Source organism: Methylocystis sp. (assembly GCF_051061285.1).
GTDB lineage: Bacteria > Pseudomonadota > Alphaproteobacteria > Rhizobiales > Beijerinckiaceae > Methylocystis.
On sequence record NZ_JBPFEA010000006.1, the window covers coordinates 67,892 to 91,786 of the forward strand.

A 23,895-nucleotide genomic window follows, 5' to 3' on the forward strand; every position below is an offset into this window, starting at 1 on the left:
CCCACGACGCAGCCGATCGTTCATGTGGCCGGCCTCGGCCGCAAGGTCGCTTCGCCGACGATGCCGGGCGCCCGCGCCGCGCCATAGGCCACCAGACGGACGAAAATCTCGTTTTCGGTGGCGCGCAGCACGCGCCCCGACAGCCTGACGGTCTCGCCGCGCAGGATCGGCTGCACGAACTTTCCGGCTATGGAGGCGATGACGAGGTCGCCGCGCCAGGCCCTCAGCATCGGTTCAAACGCGGCCAGAAGCTTCATGCCATGTACCGGGGGCGCGGCAAGCCCGATCGCCGCCGCCACGGCGTCGTCGAGATGCAATGGATTTGCATCGCCCGAGACCTCGGCGTAGCGCGCAAGCGAAGGCGCGTCGAACGGGCCAATGACGGTCTCCGGCAGTTTGTCGCCGACCTTGATGGGATCGCTCATGACGCGCTCCCAAATCCCGCGCGTGGCACGAGCCGCAATATGGTTTCGATTCGTGCGCAAGGCTCGCCTTGGGGCGTTGCGACTGTCCCGACCATCGTCAGACGCGGCGGCGCTTCCTCGCTGCTCATGGTGACGCTCAAGTCGTAACTCTCGCCCGCGACGAGGGGCGCGTCATAGGAAAAGCTCTGCGACTCATGCACCGGCACGACGTCGCGCTGGGCGCAGAGGTCGCGCACAGCCGAAAAAAGCGAAGGCTCGGCGAGCCAGATCGCCGGATAGGCCAGCGGAACGCTCGCGCCGTCGCCGCCGGTTTCTTGCGCATAGGCCGCGGCGCGCGCCGGATCAACGCGCAGCCGAAAAGGCCCCAGCGCAAGCGGCCGGTCAGACTGCATGACGCACGATCAGCACGGCGTTGATCCCTCCGAAAGCGAAGGAGTTCGACATGGCGGCGTCGATCTTATGCTTGCGCGCCGCGTTCGGGACGACGTCAAGCGGGCACTTGGGGTCGGGCTCCAGAAAATTGATCGTCGGCGGCGCGATCTGTTCGCGAAGCGCGTGTATGGTGATGGCGAGCTCCAAGCCGCCGCTGGCGCCCAGCGCGTGGCCGTGAATAGGTTTCGTCGAGGACACCGGCACGACCCGTCCATAATCGCCGAACACGCGCAGAATCGCTTCGGCTTCGGTGATGTCATTGGCGTGGGTCGCGGTGCCGTGCGCGTTGACGTAATGAATCTCCTGCGGAGCCATTCCCGCATCTTCGAGCGCCAGGGCGATCGCGTTCGACGCGCCTTCAAGATCCGGCCGCACGGGGTCCTTGGCGTCGCTCGTCGTGCCGTAGCCGGCGAGTTCGCATAGGGGCGCGTGGCCGCGCGCCCGCGCCGCCTCCTCCGTTTCCAGGACGAAAACCGCCGCGCCTTCGCCAAGCGACATGCCGTTGCGGCCCTTGGAGAAGGGGCGGCACAAATTCGGGCTCAGCACGCGAAGGCCTTCCCACGCGCGGATCGTCGCGTTGATGACGCAGGCCTCGGCGCCGCCGACGATGGCCTTGTCCACAAGGCCCTGTCGGATCATCTGCATGCCAAGTCCGATCGACTGCGTCGCCGAGGAGCAGGCGCTGCCGATTGCGAATGTCGGGCCGTGGCACGAATAGCGCATCCCCAGCGTCGCGGGCGCCGCGCTCGGGATGAGCTTGGGAACGCTCAACATCTCCGGCCGCGTTCCTTCGACATAATAGCGGTAGATGCCGTCCTCGATCGTCGTCATGCCGCCGATGCCGGAGCCGATGATGACGGCCGTTCTCGGCCCGGCGACGTCCTTGCGTCCGAAACCCGCCTGCGCCACCGCTTCGTCGGCGGCGACGATGCAGAACTGCGTAAAGGGATCGCAGAACGGAAGAACGTTGGGCTCGATATAGTCGGCGGGATTGAAGTCGGGCACCTGCGCCGCGATCTTGATGCGCCCGTCATAAGGGCGCTCTGTCTTGAGCGGACGAATTTGGGCGACGCCGTCGCGCGCCGCTTCCCAGAGCTTTTGCGCGCCGACGCCAGAGGCGCAAACCGCGCCCATGCCAGAAATAACGACGCGGCGCCCCTCGGCCCGCGCTCGCGAGAATGCCATTTACTGCTTCTCGCGCTCTTTCTGGATGTGGTCCGCGATCGCCTCGATCAGACTTTTGACGTCTTTGGCTTCCTGCAGCGACCCGTCCATGGGGATGTAAACGTTGAACTTCTCCTCGAGCGCCGTGAGAATCATAACGATGTCGACGGATTTGAGGTCGAGGCTCTCGATCGACGCGTCGGGGGTGATCTTGCTTTTGTCGACCATGCCTTCCGACGCGATCACTTCGATGATCTCGTCGACGAGCTGATTCTTGTCCTGCGGATTATCAGTCACGAATCCCTCCGTTTCAGGCTCTGCGCCGCCGACGACAACTCGCGCTCGCGCGCGACGCCGCGCGACGCATTGACGCGGCGGCGCCGATCCGACGCCTTTAAATCCGGGCGCATGGCCAGAACCGCCCGCCTCTGGCTCTTCCGCTCCAGCGCCCCTTTTCCCGCCCTCGGGCGCAGTCGGCACTGGTTAAGGCGTTTGGCCTCGAAAATAAAGCCCGCCGCGCTCTCGGCGGATTTGCAGTGGCCCGGCGGAGCGCTTCATGCGAAAACGCCGCCCGAAACAACGGAGGGCGACAGCGAACATGACGGGACAGGAGACGGCGCTGGCGGGGGTCTTTCCGCAGGCCACTGACGCGCAGTGGCGCGTTCTTGTTGAGCGGGCGCTCAAAGGCGCGTCCTTCGAAACGCTCGTCTCCAAGACCTATGACGGGCTTTCCATTGAGCCCATCTACGCCCGCGCCGCCGGTTCGCCCTTCCCCGTGCTACGCAAAAACCCCGGCCGCTGGGCGATTCTCGCGCGCGTCGACGTCCCCAACGCTGACGTCGCCAACCGCTTGGCTTTGCAGGACCTCGACAGCGGCGCCGACGGATTGCATCTCGTCTTCGCCGGCTCGATCGGCGCCTACGGCGGGGGTCTCGTCGGCGACGACGATGACGCAATCGCTCACGCGCTCGCCAATGTTCGCCTCGACTACGGCATTCCGCTGACGCTCGACTCTTCGCCGCGCGCGCCAGGCGCCGCGCAGGCGCTCATGCGTTTTGTCGACCGCCAACATATTGAACCGTCGCTCACCCGCGTTTCGATGGGCTTCGATCCGCTGGGCGCGCAGGCGCGGCACGGATTCGCGGCGGAGCCCTGGACGGAAGTCTCCCGAAGCTTCGCGCGGGACGTGAAGGCGGCCGCCGACGCCGGCTTCGTCTACGCGACCGCCGTCGCCGACGCCCGCGTCGTGCATTCGGCGGGCGGGACCGAGTCGCAGGAGCTGGCTTTCGCGCTTTCTTCCGCGCTCGCCTATCTCCGCGCGCTGGCGGACGCCGGAGTCGGCCTCGACGCAGCGCGCGGCCTGATCGCGTTCCGATTCTGCGCCGACGCCGACGAATTGCTGGGCGTCGCCAAATTCCGCGCCGCACGGCGCCTTTGGGCGCGCGTTGAAGAGGCTTGCGGCCTCTCTCCCAAGCCGGCGCTGGTCTTCGCCGAGACAGGCTGGCGGATGATGTCGCGGCGCGACCCATGGAACAATATTTTGCGGGGGACGCTCGCCGCGTTCTCGGCGGCGATCGGCGGCGCCGACGCCGTCTCCGTCCTCCCCTTCACCCAGGCGCTCGGCGCCCCCGACGAATTCGCGCGACGGCTGGCGCGCGACACCCAGCTCGTGCTGCAGGACGAATCCCATATCGACGCCGTCGACGATCCGACGAGCGGCGCGGGCGGCTTCGAGGCGCTGACAGACGCGCTGTGCGAGCGGGCGTGGGGACTTTTTCAGCAGATCGAGGCCGACGGCGGCCTTCCCAAAACGTTGGAGAGGGGAGTCTTTCAGGCGGGCGTCGCCGAAGCCGCCGCGTTACGGGCGAAGAACGTCGCGCGCGCCAAGGATAAGCTCATCGGCGCGAACCAATTTCCCGACATTCACGAGGGCGCGCTCGACGTTCTCGCGCCCTATGACGCTGCGGCTGAAACCGTTGAGCCGCCAAAAGGCGCGCGAAAGAGCGCTCCGCTCGCGCCAAGCCGTCTCGCCGAGCCCTTCGAGCGGCTGCGTGACGAGTCGGATGACCGCCTCGCCGAGTTGGGCGATCGCCCGAAGATTTTCCTCGCAAATCTCGGCCCCGTCGCCGCATTCACGGCGCGGGCGAATTTCGCCAAGAATTTTTTCGAGGCCGGCGGCGTCGAAGCGGTTTTTGGACCCGAAACCGAGTCCACGACCGAATTGGTCGACGCCTTCCGGGAGTGTGGCGCCAAACTCGCTTGCCTCTGTTCGTCCGACAGGATCTACGGAGACTCGGCGGAAACGGCGGCGCTGGCGCTAAAAGGCGCAGGCGCTGGGCTTTATCTCGCCGGCCGGCCGGGCGAACTCGAGGAGCGTCTGCGCCATGCCGGCGTGACGGAGTTCATCTACGCGGGCTGCGATATGCACGGCGCGCTGCGGCGCGCGCTTTCGGAGGCCAAATGAGAATTCTAGCGTTGGCGCTTGCGGCCTGCGTAGCGGCCCAGGGAGCGTCCGCCAAACAGCCGCGGAGCCAAAAGGCGAAGCCGGACAACGAACAAGCGCTGACCGGCCCCGTCGGCGATCCAAGCGGCAGATGGAACATCGAAGCGACGACGACCGTCGGGGAGTGTCGCAGTCTCATTCCGCCGTCTTTTGACATCGTCGGCAATAAAATCGCGGCCGCGCCGGGGCCGGCTGCCTCATTTTGGGGCTATGTCGACGAGGAAGGCACAATCGTCGCGCGATTCACCGGCGAGGGCGAGCGGGTCGTGCGCTTCCACGGAACGCTGCGGGGCGGCAGGGGCTCCGGCCCTTGGTCATCATCGACCGACCTTTGCGGCGGAACCTGGCGCGCCTCGCGCAGCGACGCGGCGGCGCAATAGCGCGCCGCAATTATCGGGGACGCTCTTCGAAGTAGCTGTCGTCGTCGCTCGGGAACAGCCCTTCGCCGCGCATCGGACGCGCCGCCTGCACCAGCGGCGCCGCCGAATCGGCGCCGGCCGAGCGCAGCCCGAGCCCGTCGCGCTGGTAGATGTCGTCGCGGAACTGGGTGACGCCGTCCGGCGCCGCCCACGCGGTGATATAGACCCAGTAGACAGGCACGGCCGGCGTGATCTTGACGTCCACGCGTTCGCCGGAGGCGATGACCTCGTCAATGTGGTCGCGGTCCCAGCCGGGCGTCTCCTTCAACAGCCAGGCGACATAGTCGCGAACATTCTGAAGCCGGATGCAGCCCGACGAGACGAAGCGGAAGTCGTCGCCAAAAACGCCTTTAGCGGGCGTGTCGTGCATGTAAACGCCGTAGGGATTGGCGATGTCGATGCGCACGACGCCAAGCGAGTTGAAGTCGCCGCCGATGTCCTGGCGGAAACGGAAATTGAGCGCGTCGAGCGAGCGCCAATTGATCTGCTCGGGCTGCAGCTCCTGGTTGTCCTTGCCGTAGACGCGGATGTGATTGGCGTTGAGATAGTTTGGATCCGCCTGCATCTTGGGGATCAAATCCTTGCGGATCACCGACGCCGGCACGGTCCAGAACGGATTGAAGTTGACCTGGATCGCCTTGGTCTGCATCACCGGCGACTGGCGGTCGATCTTGCCGACGCCGGCCATGTGATGGGTGACGACCTCGCCGTTCTCGACTGTCTCCACCGAAGCGGCCGGGATGTTGGCGGTGACGTAGCGGTTGCCGAGGTCATGTGAAAAACTACGCAGACGCACCAGATTGGTCTCGAGCTGCTTCAGCCGGGTCTCAGCCGGCACATTCATCGCCTGAATGGTCTGCTGATTGACGACGCCAGTCGAAATGATGCCGTGGCGCGCCTGGAACCGGCGCACCGCCGCTTCGACATAGGAGTCGAACACCGGGCTCGCGCCGGTTTCGGCCCCAATGTCGCCGGAGACGATCAGGCGGCGGCGTAACGCCGAGACCGCCGGACTATTCGAGCCCAGCCGTAGCTGTTGGCCGCCCGGCACCTGTGGCCAGCCGCCATTGGCCGCGATTTCGCGCAAACGCTCGATCGCCGCTTCCGTGGCGGCCACCGTATGAGTGGACAGGATGGGGGTCGTCGATCGCGACACGGTCAAGCGGGCGTCGGCGTCGTAGCGCTGCGCCCATTCAGCCTGTCCGTCCTGGTCCCAAGCGGCTGCGGCGGGCGTGAGAGCGACCGCGCCAAGGACGAGCGCGGCGCCGGCAAACTGGAAAATTGCGGATTCTCGCACAGATCGCTCCAATCGCATCGCCGGAGCTTGCTCCGGCGGTCAAGCCGAAAGACGACGCCGCCTAGAGGACCGCGCCGGCTCTTTCGATCGAGTTGTGCATCTTCGGCGTTAACAAGGGACGAATAGTCCGGCGATTTTGTGACCTGCCGGAGCGCGGCGTAGGGCCGCCGCCAAGTCTTCGCTCCTAATCCTGCCGGCTAGTCCACGCGGACCCAGCCGCTCATGCCCAGCCGCTCTTGAGGCAGGAAGCGCGACTTATATTCCATCTTGCGCGAACCTTCGACCCAATAGCCAAGGTAAACATGCGGCAGACCAAAGGCGCGGGCGCGCTCCGCATGGTCCAGAATCATGAAGGCCCCGAGCGACCTGTGCTCGAGTTCAGGCTCGTAAAAGGAATAGACCATCGACAGCCCGTCCGAGAGCCGGTCGGTCAAGCAGCAGGCGACCAGCGCGCCGATCTCGCCATCGCCTTGGGCGAGACGATATTCGACGAGCCGCGTGTCGACGTGGCTGTCTTCGATCATCATCTGATAGTCGATCATGCTCATGTCGGCCATGCCGCCATCGGAATGGCGGGCGCTGACGTAGCGGCGAAACAAGGCGTATTGCTCAGGCGTCGCCCGCGCCGGGCGTGTTTCGGCGACGAGTTCAGCGTTGCGCCGGCGGACGCGACGCATGCCGCGCGACGGCGTGAACTCGTCGATCTTGACGCGCACCGAGACGCAGGCTCGGCACTGCTCGCAAGCGGGGCGGTAGGCGATGGTCTGCGAGCGACGGAAGCCGGATTGCGTCAGCGTGTCATTGAGCGCCGGCGCGCGCAGCCCGATCAGATGCGTGAAGACCTTCCGCTCCTCGCGGCCCGGCAAATAGGGGCACGGCGCCGGAGAGGTCAGATAGAATTGCGGCGCGTCGCGCGGCTCTTTCGTCACGCTCTAAGATCCCAGATTCAAAACTAATCTAGAGCGCCCACGTGGCGTGCGCCAAGGGAGATTTGCGGCGTCGAAGTTGCGGATTTTAAGACGAGCGCCGCAAAACGATGACGTCCGCCAGCATGTCGTGCAGGCAGCGCTTGTCGCCGGTAAACAGCGAGATGAGCAGCAGCGGCGGAAATAGCCAGGTGACATAAAACAGCACAGCATGGACGGCCGCCTGCAGAAACGGCACCGGGTCCCCGTCCATGGTGCGCATCTCCAGGTCCATGAACGCCATGCCGGGCGTCGCCATTCTCCGCCCCGACACTGTCAGACCATTGTAGAAAAAGGCGACGATCGGGAATAGCGGCGGCAGGATGAATGCCGACAATCCGGCGCTGAGGATAAAGAGAGCGACGAACAGCGCCGCCGACATGCCCGCGACAAGAATTAGGTCGAGCATGACGGCGATGATGCGGCGCGTCCGCACGCCCTCCAGCGCCTGTGGCGGAATGTAAGGCGCGGCGCGCGCCCCGATTGGGGACATTGGGCGCTCACGACTGGAAAAGGGATCCCGCTCGGTCATCAATTTAAGGCCTTTCTGGTGGCCCGCCAAAGATCGGCGACCTTAAGGCCGGTTTCAAGTGCGCCGCTCGGGGTGCGGAATTCGGGGATTAGTGGCGCCGCCGCCTTGACGAGCGCCGCCGGTTTGTCGCAAGGCTCGCGCCCAGCCGGCGCGCGCCCAGCCCGCCCGGAGCAGCTTCGGGAATTGCACATGACCAGCAACGCCGTCGACGGCGGACATTTGCGCGCCTTCATCGAGCGGATCGAGAAGCTCGAGGAGGAAAAGCGTGCGATCAGCGATGACATCAAGGATGTCTACGCGGAAGCGAAAGGGACCGGGTTCGACCCCAAGGTGATGCGCAAGATCGTGTCGCTGCGCCGTCTGGATAAGCACAAGCGGGAGGAGGAGGAGGAAATCCTCGACCTCTATCTTTCCGCGCTCGGCATGGAATAGGCTCAATCCAACCCAAAGCGGACTGGCCGCTGGGGACGGCTCGTCTCATGCGCGGCAGCGGGCGCAAGTTCGAGACCTCACATGGATTTTGGCGCGCAAGATGAAGTCGTGCGCTTTCTCGCCTCGCTCGACGGCGGCGCGGAGCGAATCGTCACGACTCACATTTCCGTCGTCGCGCTCTGCGGAACCCACGCCTATAAGCTGAAGAAGGCGGTGCGCTTCCCCTATCTCGACTTCTCGACGCCGAGCCGCCGATGGGAGATGTGCGAGCGTGAAGCGACGCTCAACACAAGCTTCGCGCCCGAACTTTATCTCGGCGCGCATCGCGTGACCCGCGAGACGGACGGGCGGCTGGCGCTCGACGGCGCGGGCGAGATGATCGACGCCGTGGTCGTCATGCGGCGCTTCGCCGACGAAGACCTCTTCGAACAGATTGCGAGGGACGGCCGCCTGACGCCCGTGATGGTGGAGGCCCTGGCGCGCCTAATCGCGAAGACCCATGACGAAGCGGCGCCGAACTATGAAAAGGGCGGCGCGGCGGCGATGCGCCGAACGCTGGACGATATGGCTTTGAGCTTGCGCAACGCGGCGGCTGCAAGCGCCGAGCAAATCGATTCGCTTGTCGCGCGCCTCAACGGAGCCCTCGACGCGCAGGACGCGCTTCTGGACGCGCGCAAGGCGCGGGGCAAGGTGCGCCGCTGCCATGGCGATCTGACGCTGCGCAACATCTGTCTGTTCGAGGGCGCCCCGACGCTCTTCGACTGCCTCGAGTTCGACGACGAGATCGCAACGATCGACGTGCTGTATGACGTCAGCTTCCTGCTGATGGATCTCTGGCGGGTCGGCGCGTCTGGCTGCGCCAATCTGGCGTTGAACCGCTATCTCGACGCCCGCGACGAAACTGATGGCCTGCCGCTGCTTCCCTTCTTCATGTCGCTGCGCGCCGCCATACGCGCGCATGTCGAGGCGTCGCAACACAACGCCGAACGCGCGCGCCTCTATTTCGATCTCGCGACGACTCTGCTCGCGCCGGCCAAAGCCGCCGTTATCGCCATCGGCGGTCTCAGCGGCTCTGGAAAATCGAGCGTCGCCGCGGCGCTTGCGCCCGTCATCGGATGTCCGCCCGGCGCGCGAGTCATCAACAGCGATCGCATTCGCAAGCGGCGCTTCGGCGTCGCGCCGACCGCGCGTCTTCCGCAAGAGGCCTACGCCAGCGCAGTTTCGGCGCAGGTTTACGGCGAGATGTTCGACGTATCGGCGCGAACGGCCGCGCGCGGCTGGCCCGTCATCGTCGACGCCGTCTTCGACCGTTTTCAAGATCGCGAAGCGATAAGAGCCGCCGCCGAGCGTGCACGCGCGCCATTCTTTGGGGTCTGGCTCGATCTCGATCTCGACCGGCGCGCGGCGCGCGTCGATGCGCGCGTCAACGACGTGTCGGACGCCACGCGCGACGTGCTCGAGGCGCAGATGGAAAAAACCATGGGCGAGATCGAATGGCTCAAGATCGACGCCGCGAACGATACGGCGATCATCGCCGCCCAAATAAGAAAGGCTTTTGAGTCCCGCCACGCAATATCCTCACCGGAATGATGCAGGCGTTATCCGTCGTCATTGCGAGCCAAAGGCGAAGCAATTCCAGAATCGCGCGGCGGCGTGGATCGCTTCGGCGCTGTCGCGCCTCGCGATGACGGGAAACATGTCGAAGCCTCATGCAGCGCCGTCCTACGGAATCAGCACAGCGGCGCCTTGCAGCCGGCCCTCGCGCAGATCGGCGAGCGCCGCATTCGCCCGCGCCAGAGGATAGCGCGTCGCATGCATGTTCAGCGGAATCGTCGGCGCCAGCGCAAGAAACTCGCGCGCATCATCGCGCGTGAGATTCGCCACAGAGAGCAGTCGACGCTCCTCCCAAAGCAGCGCGTATGGAAAGCTCGGAATGTCGCTCATGTGAATGCCGCCGCACACGACCGCGCCGCCTTTTTTCGTCGCGGCGAGCGCGCGCGGAATGAGCGCGCCGACCGGCGCAAAAATCAGCGTGGCGTCGAGCGGCTCCGGCGAATGCGCGTCAGAATCCTGCGCCGAGGCCGCGCCGAGCGAGAGCGCGAATTCCGCCGCCGCTTTGTCTCCCGGCCGCACAAATGCGTGAACGCGCTTGCCTTGAGCGATCGCAACCTGAGCGATGATATGGGCGGCGGCGCCGAAGCCGTAGATGCCGATCGCTTCCGCCGGACCCGCCATCTTCAATGTGCGCCAGCCGATGAGGCCCGCGCACAGCAGCGGCGCGAGCGTCGCCGGATCGCCGGTCTCGGGCAGCGGGAAACAGTAGGACGCGTCGGCGATCGTACGGGTGGCGTAGCCGCCATCGCGCGTATAGCCGGTGAAGAGCGGATCGTCGCACAGATTTTCGCGCGCGCTCAGACAGTAGGCGCAATGCCCGCAGCTATGGCCAAGCCAGGGAACGCCGACCCGCTGTCCAAGCGAGAAGCCAGTCACGCTCGGACCGATCGCCTCGACGCGCCCGACGATTTCGTGGCCGGGAACGATCGGAAGCTTCGGCTGGGTCAGTTCGCCGTCGACGACATGGAGATCGGTGCGACAAACGCCGCACGCCTCGATCTTGAGTCGCAACTCGCCGACGCCGGGCGACGGGATCGGCCGCTCCTCCATGACGAGCGGCGCATGGGGCCGCGGCAGGACCATCGCTTTCATGATCTCAGTCATTGGAGCGGCTTGCTTAGGGAGATGCGGCTGTGGCCCGGCGGAAAATCCGCGATTTCGCCCACGCGCGCGAAGCCGAGCCTCTCATAGAATGCGGCGACGCGTTTCTCGAATGTGTCGATATAGACGCCGACGCAACCACGATCCCGCGCGAGGCGCTCCGCCTCCCGCATCAGCCGGGCGCCGAGGCCCTGGCCGCGCCGCGACTCCGCCACCCAGAGATGGCGCACATAGGCCCATCGCCAATGGATGAGGCCATTGACCCCGCCGATCAGCGCGCCATCTTCCCCGCGCGCCAGAATGGAGAAAGCCGTTTCGTCCCGCACGCCGAACCGTTCGCCAAGCGCCGCGCCGAGACGCGCCGAAAGCTCCGCTGATTCCGCCGTTTCGATCGACAGAGCGAGCTTCTCAATCTCGATGCTTTTGGCCATGGTCTTGCGCATGACTCGGATGTTCGGCCTCCTATTTTGCGCGCGCCTCGCCGGCGCCGCAACGGCGTTTGGCGCGAACGCCCCCTGCGCGCCGGTCGAAATCGCGCCGTCTCCGACGCCGGCGGCCGCGCGCGTCAAGAATTATGCGCCGGTTTTCGAGAGCTGCGCGCGCGAAAGCGGCTCAATGCGGCTCGCCATCCGGCGCATGAGCGTCGACGGGACGCCGCTGATCCTGACGGTCGACCCGCAATCGCTGCAGACGTCGCTGGAGCGGGCGGCATGCTGGCGCTGCGAAGAGACGAGCGATGCGGCGCAGGCCAAGGCGCGCTATCTCCAGGCGCTGCATCCGCCGCAAGACCCGACGCGTCCGCCGGCGCTCGTCAACGCCGGCCTTATTCACAGCGCCGGCGGCGGCGCCTTTGTGACCGGCGACCTCTGCCCGAGCCGCAAGTCGCTGGACCGCGCCTTTTTCGAAGAACTCGCCGCGCAGGGGCCGCGCACGCCCGTGATGCTCGCCGTCTCCGGCGGCTGGATCGCCCGCCACGGCGCCGACTTCGCCTGGCTGCGCGAGAAGGCGCGCAGCGGCGCGCTCGACATCGCCTGGGCCAATCATTCCTACAGCCATCCCTATGTTCGCCGCCTTCCGGACGGGCGGAATTACTTCCTACGGCCGGGCGTGGACGTCGATCGCGAGATTTTCGAGACGGAAAAGCTCATCATCGCCCAAGGCGAAACGCCGTCGGTGTTTTTCCGTTTTCCGGGTCTCGTCGCCAACGCCGCGCTGCTGGAGAACGTCCGCAGCCGGCATCTCATCGCGCTCGGCGCCGACTCCTGGCTGGCGCTCGGCCTAAGGCCCCGCCCCGGCTCGATCGTGCTTGTGCACCCGAACGGCAATGAGCCTATCGGCATAAAGCTGTTTATGCGGCTGATGCAGACCGGCGTGATGCCGTTGCCCCTGCGCCCGATCAATGAGGCTCCATGAGCCCCCTGTTTGACGAGCCTCTATTTGACGAGATTAACTGTGTAGTTGTTGTAGCTGCCGATATATTTCTCGCGGAAGCCGACCGTCCGGCATGTCGGCGAGCAACAGGTGTTGATGCACCACTCATAGGCGCTCTGCGGCACGCATGTGTTGAAAGGGCCGCTCCACACAGCGCCGTCGTTCGACTCGGCGTACCAATAATAATAGGTGTTGACGCTCTGTAGATCTTTGCCGAAGACGGTTTTCGTCTGGCCCGGCTCCAATTTCCACCACCCCTTTTTCGTCCAGTCGCCGCCGTCCGAACAGCCCGGCGAATACCAAAGAAATGAAACCCACACCGTGGCCTTGGTCGTGTTGTGGAACTTGAACCAGGCCTGCGCGGCGTTCGGCGCACAGACGATGCTGAGCGTGGCCAACAAGATCAAAAATCTGCGCATGGTCCCCTCCCCTGCGAAAATGCGCGGGACGCGATCGAAAAGAATTAAGGTTTGGGCGTGGGCTGGGCCGCAGGGTCGCGGCGGATGGACCGCGCCTTGGTGGGAACTTGCGGCTCTTTGGAAACTTCGCCGACGCCCGGCCGGGCGTCTTCTTCGCCCGTAATCGGCTTCTCGCTCGCCGGCCCCAAGACCGCCTTTGGCGGCGGCTTATCGCCGAAATGCTCGGTCCCGCTGACCGTCGCCTCGGAAGGCGTGCGGCGCTGGGCCTGCGCCTCTCCACAAGCGAGCAGAAGCGCGGCGGCGGCGAGCGCCGCGACGAGTTGAAAATTGCGTCTCATGAACGAACCCCCTCGAAAATCCGCCCGCGCCGCGCCGCGACGCTAGCCCGGCGCGGGACGGTTGAGCGAGGCTAGGCCCCGGCGGCGCGCCCGTCTTCGTCCGTTTGGATCATAAGCGTCGGGACCGGCGAGATGATCCGCCCCGCCGCGCGACGGCTCCATCGCGCTGGCGCATCCCAACACCAGCCGATCCCAAGGCCCGCCGCCAGAGTTGAGGCAAGCACGATCAGGGGCAAAATTCTCACCCCGGCCGAATCTTCCACGACTGGCGTCCTCCAGCGGCCCGAAGGATGGCTCAAGGACGCGGCGCGCGCAACGGGCCCGGGGCGCCGCGCCGCCAAATCCCTTACATTGACAAGGTTTCCGGCGGCTCTTATCTCTCCGGCGGAAACGCCGCGTCGATCTCGGCGCTCCGCCGTTGGCGCGATGTCGCAGGCGGATGTTATTCATGCATTATGCGACGTTCCGCCGGCCGCCGTTCCCCGGCGCGCCGAGAAGGCGGCAGACGCTGCTCGGGAGAAAGGTTCGCAAGGATGATCGGCGCACTCGCCAAGAAGATTTTCGGCTCGGCCAATGACCGCCGGCTCAAGACCTACGCGCCGAAGGTCAACGCGATCAACGCCCTGGAGGCGGACGTCGAAGCGCTGACCGACGACGCGCTGAAGGACCGAACCCGCCAGTTCCGCGAAGAGCTCGCCGCCGGCAAGTCGCTCGACGATCTGCTCATTCCCGCATTCGCCACGGTGCGCGAGGCCGCCAAGCGCACTCTCGGCCAACGCCATTTCGACGTTCAGCTCATCGGCGGCATGGTGCTGCATGAAGGCGCTATCGCCGAGATGCGCACCGGCGAAGGCAAGACTCTCGTCGCCACGCTCGCCGTCTATCTCAACGCGCTCGCCGGCAAAGGCGTCCATGTCGTCACGGTGAACGACTATCTCGCCAAGCGCGACTCCGAATGGATGGGGCAGATCTACAGATTTCTCGGCATGAGCGTCGGGGTCGTGGTGCATGACCTCATGGACGAGGATCGCGCCGCCGCCTACGCCTGCGACATTACCTACGGCACCAACAACGAATTCGGCTTCGACTATCTGCGCGACAATATGAAATATGAATTCTCGCAGATGGTTCAGCGCGGCCATAATTACGCGATCGTCGACGAAGTGGACTCGATCCTCATCGACGAGGCGCGCACGCCGCTCATTATCTCGGGCGCCATCGACGACAAGTCCGATCTCTACAATACGATCGACAAGCTGGTCCCCAAGCTCAACGCCGACGACTTCGAACTCGACGAGAAGCAGCGCACGGTTCATCTGACCGACGCCGGCAATGAGCATATGGAAGAGCTGCTGACCGAGTCCGGCGCGCTAACCGAAGGCGCGCTTTACGAAGCGCACAACGTGACGCTTGTGCATCACGTCAATCAGGCGCTGCGCGCGCATAAGCTCTTCCAGAAGGACAAGGATTACATCGTCCGCAAGGGCGAGGTGGTCATCATCGACGAATTCACCGGCCGCATGATGCCGGGCCGCCGCTATTCGGAAGGCCTGCATCAGGCGCTCGAGGCGAAGGAGCATGTTCAGGTTCAGCCTGAAAACGTCACGCTCGCGTCGATCACCTTCCAAAATTACTTTCGTCTCTACGGCAAGCTCGCCGGCATGACCGGCACGGCGTCGACCGAGGCGAACGAATTCGCTGAAATCTACAAGCTTGACGTCGTCGAAATCCCGACGAACCGTCCGGTCTGCCGCCTCGACGAGGATGATGAGGTCTATCGCACGTCCAAGGAGAAGCTCGGCGCGATCGCCGCCGAGATCCAAGACGCGAACGGGCGGATGCAGCCGCTTCTCGTCGGCACGACGTCGATCGAGAAGTCGGAGCAGCTGGCGGAGTTCCTGCTCGCGCAGGGCTATACGATGATCGACTTCGTCGAATCCAAGGGACTGACCAAGCTCTACGAGGCGGCGCGTTCGGGCAAGCCGTCGAAGCTTTTCGCGGTGCTCAACGCGCGCTTCCATGAACAGGAAGCCTATATCGTCGCGGAAGCCGGCGTGCCCGGCGCGATCACCATCGCCACCAATATGGCCGGCCGCGGCACCGACATTCAGCTGGGCGGCAACGTCGAGATGCGCGTCATGCAGGAATGCGCCGGCCTCGAAGGCGACGCATGCGCCAAGAAGGAAGCGGAAATCCGCGAGGAGGTCGCGGACTTCAAGGAGAAGGCCATCGCCGCCGGCGGCCTCTACATCATCGGCACCGAGCGCCACGAGAGCCGGCGCATCGACAATCAGCTGCGCGGCCGCTCCGGACGCCAGGGCGACCCTGGCCGCTCGAAATTCTTCCTGTCGCTGCAGGACGACCTCATGCGTATCTTCGGCTCCGAGCGCATGGATTCGATGTTGGTGAAGCTCGGCCTGCAGGAGGGCGAAGCCATCGTCCATCCGTGGATCAACAAAGCGATCGAGAAGGCGCAGCATAAGGTCGAGGCGCGCAACTTCGACATCCGCAAGAACATCCTCAAGTTCGACAACGTCATGAACGACCAGCGCAAGGTGATCTTCGAGCGCCGGCTCGAAATCATGGATGAGGAGAGCGTCGAGGAGCAGACCGCCGACATGCGCGCCGACGTGGTCGACGCGATGGTGTCGCAGCACATCCCGCATGACGCCTACGCCGAGGCCTGGGACGTCAACGGGCTGGCGGAAGACGTCAAAACGAAGCTCAATCTGGATCTGCCGGTCGCCGACTGGGCGAAGGAAGAAGGCATCGCCGACGAGGAGCTCAAGGAGCGTCTGCTGGAGGCGGCCGACGCCGCTTACGCCGAACGCGTCGAAAAGAACACCGAGCCGCTGATGCGCATGATCGAGAAGCAGGTCGTCCTGCAGTCGCTCGATACGCTGTGGCGCGAACATCTCATCGCGCTCGACCACCTTCGGCAGGTGATCGGCTGGCGCGGCATGGCGCAGCGCGATCCGCTCAACGAGTACAAGTCCGAAGCGCTCGAACTCTTCAAGGGCCTGATGACGCGGTGGGACGAAACGGTGACCACGCAGCTGATGCGCGTCGAAGTGTCCTTCGAGGCCCCGCCTTCCGCGCCCCCGGAGCTGCCGCCGATGGAAATGTCGCATCCAAATCCCGAGGCGCTGATCGGCGGCGGACAGCAGCTTGCGCTGGATGAACTCAATACGCGTCTCGCGGGGGTCGATTTTTCGGCGCGCGGGCTCGCGGTCAGCGAGGCGCCCCCTACGCGCGACGCGGCCAATCCCGCCACTTGGGGCAAGGTGGGCCGCAATGAGCCCTGCCCTTGCGGCTCGGGTAAGAAATACAAGCATTGCCACGGCGCTCTTGTCTAAGCCGAGGATGCGGACAGCGATGTGGAAGATCAGCGTCTCGGCTCTCCTGTCGACGCTGGCGTCTTCCGCATCGGCCCGCGTCGAATGGGTGCAGGTCTCCAAGGACGATTTCTCGACAGTCTATATGGACCCCGGCTCGCGTCGGACGTCGCCCGACGGAATCGTCACGGTCGACGCGCTAACGGATTACAACGCCGCCTCGCCAAAAGCCGCCGCATTCGGCCTTGCCGAAAAGGGGCTGTCGGAAATCGAGAAAGTGTCGCTCGATTGCGCCAATCGGAAATACAGGTCCGAGGGCGGCGGCTGGCGGCAGGGCCAAATGGGCCAAGGAAAGATCACCAAGCCATATCCGCCGAAAGACGAATGGTCGCCGGCGCCGCCCTATTACGATGGACTCTTCGCCAAGGTCTGCGCGAGCACGTCCTCGGATGAGCGGTCGGATCGATTTGAACCGTCTGGCGCCTGAGAATATAAGCGCAGCGCGGTTGAAGCGCCGCGGGTTTCCAGGAGCTTGTCGTGACCGCCATTGATTTTTCTAAAGTGCTCGTCGCTCAGGGCGGCGGCCCCACCGCCGTCATCAATCAGTCGCTCGTCGGCGCCGTGCTGGAGTCCCGCAAATTTCGCGAGGTCGAGCGAGTCTATGGCGCCTTCCACGGCGTTCGCGGCATCATCAACGAGGATTTCGTCGACCTCACGCAGGAGACGACCCATAATCTGGAGCTCGTCGCCTGCACCCCGTCTTCGGCGCTCGGCTCGACGCGCGACAAGCCGGACCTCAAATATTGTCAGGAAATCTTCCGCGTCCTGCGCGCCCATGGGATCGGCTGCTTTTTCTATATCGGCGGCAATGATTCCTCGGACACGGTGCGCATCGTTTCGCAGGAGGCCCAAAGCGCCGGCTATCCGCTGCGGACGGTGCACATTCCAAAAACCATCGACAACGATCTGATGGTCAACGACCACACGCCGGGCTTCCCCTCGGCGGCGCGCTGGGTGGCGCAGGCGTTCGCCGGCGCCAATCTCGACAATTGGGCTCTCCCCGGGGTGTATATCGCGATCGTCATGGGCCGGCATGCGGGCTTTCTGACCGCCGCCTCGGCGCTCGGCAAGAAATTCCCCGACGACGGCCCGCATCTCATCTACATCCCTGAGCGCGCCTTCATCGTCGACAAGTTCCTCGCCGACGTTAAGTCGACGATGGCGAAATACGGCCGCTGCGTCGTCGCGGCATCAGAAGGCGTCTGCGACGAAAACCATACCCCCATCGCCGAAAAGCTGGCCAAGGCGGTGGAGCGCGACGATCACGGCAATGTCCATCTCGGCGGCGGCGCGCTGGCCGACGAACTCACCCGCCTGGTGAAGGATCGGCTCGGTTTCAAGCGGGTGCGGGCCGATACGTTCGGCTATGTGCAGAGGAGCTTCGTCGGCTGCGTTTCCGACGTCGACCAGCGCGAGGCGCGCGAGGTCGGCGAAAAGGCCGTGCAATACGCCATTTGGGGCGACCGCGACGGCTCGGTGACGATCCACCGGACCGGCTTTTATTCGGTCGACTATCGGTTGACGCCGCTTGAAGAGATCGCCGCGAAGACAAAAGTCATGGCGGACGAATACATTAGCCCCTGCGGCACGGACGTCACCGACGCCTTCCGGATGTATCTCCGCCCCTTGCTTGGAAGCGGCATGCCGGACGCCTATCGCTTGCGGCTCAATCGGGTTCCCAAGATCCTGACCGCCTGAGCCGTCCGGCGAGGGCGCCTTTCTTGCTTCAACAGAGTTTCCAGCGAAGGTTGCAATTTGGCCGTCGTGTAAAATACACTCACTAGTCATGGTTCTCGGGCGCTCGTCGCTGACGACCGAAACTGGACGGGGAAACGGGCACGCCAGCCGCTTCCACTTTTTGTTAGTCTGGCGCCGGTAACACAGGTGTTCGGGCCGATTCGCCCGGCAGTCCGGCCTGATAGGAGAGCAATATGAGCAAGGTCGGCGGCGGCGATTCCAAGAACACGCTTTACTGCTCCTTTTGCGGCAAGAGCCAGCACGAGGTGCGTAAGCTCATCGCCGGACCGACGGTGTTCATCTGCGATGAATGCGTCGAATTGTGCATGGACATCATCCGCGAGGAGAACAAGTCCTCGCTGGTCAAGCAGCGCGACGGCATTCCGACCCCGCGAGAGATTTGTAAGGTTCTGGACGACTATGTCATCGGCCAGTCACAAGCCAAGCGCGTTCTCTCGGTGGCTGTCCACAACCATTACAAGCGCCTCAACCATGCCACCAAGCATGGCGACGTGGAGCTGGCGAAGTCCAACATTCTGCTGATCGGACCGACCGGCGTCGGCAAGACCATGCTGGCCCAGACTCTGGCGCGCATCCTGGACGTTCCGTTCACCATGGCCGACGCCACGACCCTGACCGAGGCGGGCTACGTCGGCGAGGACGTCGAAAACATCATCCTCAAGCTTCTGCAGGCGTCGGACTATAACGTCGAGCGCGCCCAACGCGGCATCGTCTATGTCGACGAGATCGATAAGATTTCGCGCAAGTCCGACAATCCTTCAATCACCCGCGACGTTTCGGGCGAAGGCGTGCAGCAGGCGCTCTTGAAGATCATGGAGGGCACCGTCGCCTCCGTGCCGCCGCAAGGCGGTCGCAAACATCCCCAGCAGGAGTTCCTGCAGGTCGACACGACGAACATCCTGTTCATCTGTGGCGGCGCTTTCGCGGGGCTTGAAAAGATCATCTCCGCCCGCGGGCGCAATACCTCGATCGGCTTCGCCGCCACCGTGCAATCGCCCGACGAACGGCGCACCGGCGACATTTTTAGGCAAGTGCAGCCGGAAGACCTGCTGAAATTTGGGCTCATCCCCGAATTCGTCGGCCGCCTCCCGGTCATTGCGACGCTCGAGGATCTTGACGAGGACGCCCTCAAGCGGATCCTGACCGAGCCTAAGAACGCGCTGGTCAAGCAGTATCAGCGGCTTTTCGAGATGGAAAACGTCGAGCTCACCTTCCAGGACGACGCGCTGTCGTCCGTCGCGCGCAAGGCGATCGAACGGCGCACCGGCGCCCGCGGCCTGCGCTCGATCATGGAAGGAATCTTGCTAGACACGATGTTCGATCTGCCAGGATTGGAGGGCGTCGAGCAGGTTGTGATCGGACCGGAAGTCGTCGAAGGCAAAGCCCGGCCGCTCTATATTTACTCCGAACGCAGCGAAAAAAGCGGCGCGAGCGCCTGACGCGCGAAGACGAAGCGACGGCGACGCACGCGGGTTTAAGCTTGGGCGCCGCAGCGCCTTGAATCGATTGTTCGCGTAACCATTTGCGTTAACGAGGCCGTCGGGCGCATCCGCCGGCGGTCTTTAACTGGCGCGAAATCGGCGGGCGACCGTATCGCGGCCTAAAGCCAAAGTCGCCCTGCGGACTCGCGCCGCCGCTTTAGCGGGACGCGTCAAGGACAGGACAAAAAGAATGTCGAACGAAAAGCGAGACGCCGTCATGCCCGGAACCATCGAAAGCTATCCGGTGCTGCCACTGCGCGACATTGTCGTCTTCCCGCACATGATTGTTCCTCTGTTCGTCGCGCGCGAGAAATCCATCCGCGCGCTCGAAGAGGTGACGAAATCCGACAGGCTCATTCTGCTGGCGACGCAGAAGAACGCGGGCGACGACGATCCCTCGGCCGACGCGATCTACCCGATTGGAACGCTCGCCTCGGTGTTGCAGCTTCTGAAGCTGCCCGACGGCACGGTGAAGGTGCTGGTCGAAGGCGTCGCGCGCGCCAGCGTTCGCACCTACACGCGCGCAGACGATTATTACGAAGCGGACGCCGAAGTCGTCGCCGACGATCTCGCCTCTCCGGTCGAGGTCGAAGCGCTTGGCCGGTCTGTGATCGCCGAATTCGAAAGCTATGTGAAGCTCAACAAGCGGGTCTCTTCCGAGGTCGTCGGCGCGGTGACGCAGATCGACGACTATTCGAAGCTCGCCGACACGGTCGCGTCTCACCTGTCGGTGAAGATCGCCGAGAAGCAGGACGTGCTTGAGACGGTCAGCGTCGCCCGCCGCCTCGAGAAATGTCTGTCGCTGATGGAGAGCGAGATCTCGGTCCTGCAGGTCGAGAAGCGCATTCGCACGCGCGTCAAGCGCCAGATGGAGAAGACGCAGCGCGAATACTATCTCAACGAGCAGATGAAGGCGATCCAGAAGGAATTGGGCGACGAGGACGGCAAGGACGATCTCGCCGAGCTCGAGGAGCGCATCAAGAACACCAAGCTTTCCAAGGAAGCGCGCGACAAGGCCTTCGCCGAGTTCAAGAAGCTGCGGCAGATGTCGCCGATGTCGGCCGAAGCCACTGTCGTTCGCAACTACCTTGACTGGATCCTGTCGATCCCGTGGGGCAAGCGCTCCAAGGTGAAGCGGGATCTCGGACAGGCGGAGGAAGTGCTCGACGCCGAGCACTTCGGCCTCGACAAGGTCAAGGAGCGCATCCTTGAATATCTCGCCGTGCAGAGCCGCGCCAATAAGCTGACGGGACCGATCCTCTGCCTCGTCGGCCCGCCCGGCGTGGGCAAGACCTCGCTCGGCAAATCCATCGCCAAGGCCACGGGCCGCGACTTCGTGCGCATGTCGCTTGGCGGCGTGCGCGACGAAGCGGAAATCCGCGGCCATCGGCGCACATATATCGGCTCGATGCCCGGCAAGATCATCCAGTCGATGCGCAAGGCGAAGACGTCCAATCCGCTCTTTCTCTTAGACGAGATCGACAAGATGGGCATGGACTTCCGCGGCGATCCATCGTCAGCCTTGCTCGAAGTGCTGGACCCAGAGCAGAACGCGACCTTCAACGACCATTACCTCGAAGTCGACTATGACCTTTCGAATGTGATGTTCGTGACGACGGCGAATACGCTCAATATTCCGGCGCCGCTGATGGACCGCATGGAGATCATTCGCATCGCCGGCTACACGGAAGATGAGAAGCTCGAGATCGCGCGCAGGCACCTCATCCCCAGTGCGGTGCATAAGCACGGCCTGTCGCCCGACGAATGGATGATCGCCGACGACGGGCTGCTCACCCTCATTCGCCGCTATACGCGCGAAGCGGGCGTGCGCAATCTGGAGCGCGAACTCTCGAACCTCTCGCGCAAGGCGGTGAAGGAAATCCTTCTTAAGAAGAAGGAGAAGATCCTCATCACGAGCGAGAACATCGCCGATTATCTCGGCGTGCCGAAGTTCCGCTATGGCGAGGCCGAACTCGAAGATCAGGTTGGCGTCGTGACCGGACTCGCCTGGACCGAGGTCGGCGGCGAATTGCTGACGATCGAAGGCGTCATGATGCCCGGCAAGGGCAAGATGACCGTGACGGGCAATCTGCGCGACGTCATGAAGGAGTCGATCTCCGCGGCGGCGTCCTATGTGCGCTCGCGCGCGGTCGACTTCGGCGTTGAACCGCCGGTCTTCGACCGACGCGATTTCCATGTGCACGTGCCGGAAGGCGCGACGCCCAAGGATGGACCGTCGGCTGGCGTGGCGATGGCGACCGCCATCGTCTCGATCATCACCGGCATTCCCGTCCGGCGCGACATCGCCATGACCGGCGAGATCACGCTGCGCGGCCGCGTCTTGCCGATCGGCGGCTTGAAGGAGAAGCTGCTGGCGGCGCTGCGTGGCGGCTTGAAGAAAGTGCTGATCCCAGAGGAGAACGCCAAGGATCTGGCGGAAATCCCGGACGCGGTGAAGAACCGCCTGGAAATCGTGCCCGTCGCGCGCATGGAAGAGGTACTGCGGCACGCGCTGATCTCCCAGCCGACGCCGATCGAATGGCGGGAAGACGCCGCCGCGATCGCCAAGCACGCCGTCAGCGACGATGACGGCACCGGCGTCCGCGCGCACTGATCGCAGAGCCTTCAACACCTCAAGAGCCCCGCTCCTCCCAGAGCGGGGCTCTTTCCTTTTGGGCGGCTGGGATGCACGCTGCAGCCCCCAGATTGCATGAGCATTTCGCCGCCGAGCCGCCGTTTCCCCCGGAAAACCAGCGGTTCTGCGCCTTTGGCGGCCGCTAACCCTTGCTTTTCCTGCGATTCGCGACCAACACTCGCCATCGCTGCGCAACGCCGATTCGAGGTCGCGCATTCTTACGCCGGGCGACTCGCAGTGAAGGAGAAGGAAAAAGCCATGAACAAACTGGAACTCGTCGAGCACGTCGCGAGCGAGACGGACAGCTCGAAAGCGGCGGCGGCCGCCGCCATCGACGCCGTCATCGACGGCATCACGAAGGCCCTCAAGAAGGGCGACGAAGTTCGCCTCGTCGGCTTCGGCACCTTTTCGGTCAAGAAGCGCGCCGCCGGCAAAGGACGCAACCCGGCGACCGGCGAAGAAATCAAGATTGCCGCCTCCAAGAGCGCCCGCTTCAAGCCCGGCGCGACGCTGAAGACCGCGCTCAACAAAGCCAAGTAGCTGGGCGCGGGGAAGCGCTGGCGTCGCAGGCGTTTTTCGATATTTCGCATGACGGCCGTCGGAGCCCCGGCGGCCGTAGTCTTGAGCCGGCTTGCCTCGCGAGGCGCCCGCCCTTAAAACCCGGCGGGCGCGCATCGTGTCAGGGCGGTTAGCTCAGTTGGTAGAGCATCTCGTTTACACCGAGAGGGTCGGCGGTTCGAGACCGTCACCGCCCACCATTGGCGCCCTCGAGGCGGCGCGGGCTCGCTGCGGGAATTGGTGTTCCAAAGCCCAGGATTTCGCCTTAGCTTGTTGGGATTAGGAAGGCCGCCCGGATGAGATTGATCAAGACCGTCCTCTTTGCGCTCTGCGTCGCCGCATTCGCCCCCATTTTCGCGCAAGCCGAAGAGATGAGCTTTCGCATCGTCGGCGTGAATTCCGACGGCTGCCGCGCAAATTGCCCACAAGTGATCGCGGCGCAAGGCGAAATCAGCTTAGAGACGCCCGAGGCCTTCATCGCCTTCGTGCGCGAAAATGCGCGCGGCGGCAATCTGCACGGAATTGTGCTGCTCGACTCGCCTGGCGGAAAGGTCGTCGCGTCGATGGAGCTCGGACAGGCCTTCCGCAAGCTCGGGATGGCGGTGATCGTCGCCCGTCCCGCGGCGGATCAATCTCGTACAATGGCGCTCGTATCGGGCCGCTGCTATTCGGCGTGCGTCTACGCGTTGATGGGCGGCAGGAAGCGCGTGATCCCGCCGCAGAGTAGCGTCGGCATCCACCGCATGTTCAATTATTCGACGAGTTTCGACATTGGCGAGGGGGGACTCGTGCGAGAGCGCAATTATGACGATGGCGGCATGCTCCAAACGCTTTCCCGCTACGCGGCGATGATGGGCGTGAGCACCGAACTCGTGAAGCTTGCCGAGCAGACGTCGCCCGATAAGCTTTACATGCTGACCGGCGCCGACATTGCCCGTTGGCGGCTTGGGTCGCGCAAGCTCTAGACGCGCCGGATTACAGGCATATCAGCAACCA

At 64.2% G+C, this 23,895-nt stretch carries 23 protein-coding genes and 1 tRNA gene; 13 read left to right on the forward strand and 11 right to left on the reverse strand.

What is annotated here, in order from left to right:
* Positions 1 to 20 precede the first annotated feature (20 nt).
* Genes ACR65T_RS01280 through ACR65T_RS01295 form a run of 4 tightly spaced genes read right to left on the reverse strand, consistent with a single transcriptional unit; the run spans position 21 to position 2,318 of the window.
* On the reverse strand, positions 21 to 425 hold the full coding sequence (locus tag ACR65T_RS01280) for a MaoC family dehydratase (protein ID WP_434494782.1): 405 nt from the start codon (positions 423 to 425) through the stop codon (positions 21 to 23).
* On the reverse strand, positions 422 to 817 hold the full coding sequence (locus tag ACR65T_RS01285) for a hypothetical protein (RefSeq protein ID WP_434494783.1): 396 nt from the start codon (positions 815 to 817) through the stop codon (positions 422 to 424). Before ACR65T_RS01285 ends, ACR65T_RS01280 begins: the two co-directional genes overlap by 4 nt.
* Positions 807 to 2,042, reverse strand: coding sequence for a beta-ketoacyl-[acyl-carrier-protein] synthase family protein (locus ACR65T_RS01290; protein WP_434494784.1), 1,236 nt, complete (start codon positions 2,040 to 2,042; stop codon positions 807 to 809). Before ACR65T_RS01290 ends, ACR65T_RS01285 begins: the two co-directional genes overlap by 11 nt.
* Positions 2,043 to 2,318 carry an acyl carrier protein gene (locus tag ACR65T_RS01295; RefSeq protein ID WP_014890237.1) on the reverse strand — a complete coding sequence of 92 codons (276 nt, stop codon included), beginning with the start codon at positions 2,316 to 2,318 and terminating at the stop codon, positions 2,043 to 2,045.
* A 301-nt stretch (positions 2,319 to 2,619) separates the two neighbouring features.
* On the opposite strand from ACR65T_RS01295, the gene ACR65T_RS01300 reads away from it, so the two are divergent.
* Together ACR65T_RS01300 and ACR65T_RS01305 are read left to right on the forward strand one after the other, a co-directional pair.
* Positions 2,620 to 4,485: a methylmalonyl-CoA mutase family protein gene (locus ACR65T_RS01300; RefSeq protein ID WP_434494785.1), complete on the forward strand. Its 1,866-nt coding sequence runs from the start codon at positions 2,620 to 2,622 to the stop codon at positions 4,483 to 4,485.
* Positions 4,482 to 4,904 (forward strand): hypothetical protein, encoded by a 423-nt coding sequence (locus tag ACR65T_RS01305; protein WP_434494786.1) that lies wholly within the window; start codon positions 4,482 to 4,484, stop codon positions 4,902 to 4,904. The genes ACR65T_RS01300 and ACR65T_RS01305 overlap by 4 nt, the downstream gene beginning before the upstream one ends.
* A 10-nt stretch (positions 4,905 to 4,914) precedes the next feature.
* Here the strand turns inward: ACR65T_RS01305 and ACR65T_RS01310 are convergent, their stop codons facing one another.
* The 3 genes from ACR65T_RS01310 to ACR65T_RS01320 all read right to left on the reverse strand — a co-directional run bounded on the left by ACR65T_RS01310 (position 4,915) and on the right by ACR65T_RS01320 (position 7,698).
* Entirely contained in the window at positions 4,915 to 6,258 is a 1,344-nt protein-coding gene (locus ACR65T_RS01310; protein WP_434494787.1) for a L,D-transpeptidase family protein, read from the reverse strand.
* A 179-nt stretch (positions 6,259 to 6,437) separates the two neighbouring features.
* Positions 6,438 to 7,169 carry an arginyltransferase gene (locus tag ACR65T_RS01315; RefSeq protein WP_434494788.1) on the reverse strand — a complete coding sequence of 244 codons (732 nt, stop codon included), beginning with the start codon at positions 7,167 to 7,169 and terminating at the stop codon, positions 6,438 to 6,440.
* Between the two features lie 85 nt (positions 7,170 to 7,254).
* A complete protein-coding gene (locus ACR65T_RS01320) occupies positions 7,255 to 7,698 on the reverse strand; it encodes an RDD family protein (protein ID WP_434494789.1) in 444 nt (147 codons plus the stop codon).
* 228 nt (positions 7,699 to 7,926) lie between these two features.
* Between ACR65T_RS01320 and ACR65T_RS01325 the strand changes: the two genes are divergently transcribed.
* Both ACR65T_RS01325 and ACR65T_RS01330 read left to right on the forward strand, forming a co-directional pair.
* Positions 7,927 to 8,169 (forward strand): DUF2312 domain-containing protein, encoded by a 243-nt coding sequence (locus tag ACR65T_RS01325; RefSeq protein ID WP_026223071.1) that lies wholly within the window; start codon positions 7,927 to 7,929, stop codon positions 8,167 to 8,169.
* 81 nt (positions 8,170 to 8,250) lie between these two features.
* A complete protein-coding gene (locus ACR65T_RS01330; protein ID WP_434494790.1) occupies positions 8,251 to 9,759 on the forward strand; it encodes an AAA family ATPase in 1,509 nt (502 codons plus the stop codon).
* Positions 9,760 to 9,891: 132 nt separating this feature from the next.
* On the opposite strand, the gene ACR65T_RS01335 is transcribed toward ACR65T_RS01330, so the two are convergent.
* Positions 9,892 to 10,875 carry a zinc-dependent alcohol dehydrogenase family protein gene (locus tag ACR65T_RS01335; protein WP_434494902.1) on the reverse strand — a complete coding sequence of 328 codons (984 nt, stop codon included), beginning with the start codon at positions 10,873 to 10,875 and terminating at the stop codon, positions 9,892 to 9,894.
* A gap of 8 nt (positions 10,876 to 10,883) precedes the next feature.
* Entirely contained in the window at positions 10,884 to 11,315 is a 432-nt protein-coding gene (locus ACR65T_RS01340) for a GNAT family N-acetyltransferase (protein WP_434494791.1), read from the reverse strand.
* Here ACR65T_RS01340 and ACR65T_RS01345 point away from each other — a divergent pair.
* The gene (locus ACR65T_RS01345; protein WP_434494792.1) at positions 11,302 to 12,297 is read left to right on the forward strand and encodes a polysaccharide deacetylase family protein; all 996 of its coding nucleotides are present in this window, start codon (positions 11,302 to 11,304) and stop codon (positions 12,295 to 12,297) included. The genes ACR65T_RS01340 and ACR65T_RS01345 overlap by 14 nt on opposite strands.
* A 20-nt stretch (positions 12,298 to 12,317) precedes the next feature.
* Here ACR65T_RS01345 and ACR65T_RS01350 read toward each other — a convergent pair whose 3' ends face one another.
* On the reverse strand, positions 12,318 to 12,734 hold the full coding sequence (locus tag ACR65T_RS01350; protein ID WP_434494793.1) for a DUF1036 domain-containing protein: 417 nt from the start codon (positions 12,732 to 12,734) through the stop codon (positions 12,318 to 12,320).
* A gap of 44 nt (positions 12,735 to 12,778) precedes the next feature.
* Positions 12,779 to 13,072, reverse strand: coding sequence for a hypothetical protein (locus ACR65T_RS01355; RefSeq protein ID WP_434494794.1), 294 nt, complete (start codon positions 13,070 to 13,072; stop codon positions 12,779 to 12,781).
* A gap of 533 nt (positions 13,073 to 13,605) precedes the next feature.
* Between ACR65T_RS01355 and secA the strand changes: the two genes are divergently transcribed.
* From secA to ACR65T_RS01395, 8 genes are all read left to right on the forward strand, one after another.
* Positions 13,606 to 16,428: a preprotein translocase subunit SecA gene (secA, locus tag ACR65T_RS01360; RefSeq protein WP_434494795.1), complete on the forward strand. Its 2,823-nt coding sequence runs from the start codon at positions 13,606 to 13,608 to the stop codon at positions 16,426 to 16,428.
* 19 nt (positions 16,429 to 16,447) lie between these two features.
* Positions 16,448 to 16,894, forward strand: a complete 447-nt coding sequence (locus ACR65T_RS01365) for a surface-adhesin E family protein (RefSeq protein ID WP_434494796.1) — start codon at positions 16,448 to 16,450, stop codon at positions 16,892 to 16,894.
* A 50-nt stretch (positions 16,895 to 16,944) separates the two neighbouring features.
* Positions 16,945 to 18,165: a 6-phosphofructokinase gene (locus tag ACR65T_RS01370; RefSeq protein WP_434494797.1), complete on the forward strand. Its 1,221-nt coding sequence runs from the start codon at positions 16,945 to 16,947 to the stop codon at positions 18,163 to 18,165.
* Positions 18,166 to 18,398: 233 nt separating this feature from the next.
* Entirely contained in the window at positions 18,399 to 19,664 is a 1,266-nt protein-coding gene (gene clpX, locus ACR65T_RS01375; RefSeq protein ID WP_014890255.1) for an ATP-dependent Clp protease ATP-binding subunit ClpX, read from the forward strand.
* 232 nt (positions 19,665 to 19,896) lie between these two features.
* Positions 19,897 to 22,320 (forward strand): endopeptidase La, encoded by a 2,424-nt coding sequence (lon, locus tag ACR65T_RS01380; protein WP_434494798.1) that lies wholly within the window; start codon positions 19,897 to 19,899, stop codon positions 22,318 to 22,320.
* Between the two features lie 279 nt (positions 22,321 to 22,599).
* Positions 22,600 to 22,881, forward strand: a complete 282-nt coding sequence (locus ACR65T_RS01385; protein ID WP_041927143.1) for an HU family DNA-binding protein — start codon at positions 22,600 to 22,602, stop codon at positions 22,879 to 22,881.
* 142 nt (positions 22,882 to 23,023) lie between these two features.
* Positions 23,024 to 23,099: transfer RNA gene (locus ACR65T_RS01390), tRNA-Val, on the forward strand.
* A gap of 96 nt (positions 23,100 to 23,195) precedes the next feature.
* On the forward strand, positions 23,196 to 23,864 hold the full coding sequence (locus ACR65T_RS01395; RefSeq protein ID WP_434494799.1) for a hypothetical protein: 669 nt from the start codon (positions 23,196 to 23,198) through the stop codon (positions 23,862 to 23,864).
* The last annotated feature ends 31 nt before the right edge of the window (positions 23,865 to 23,895 follow it).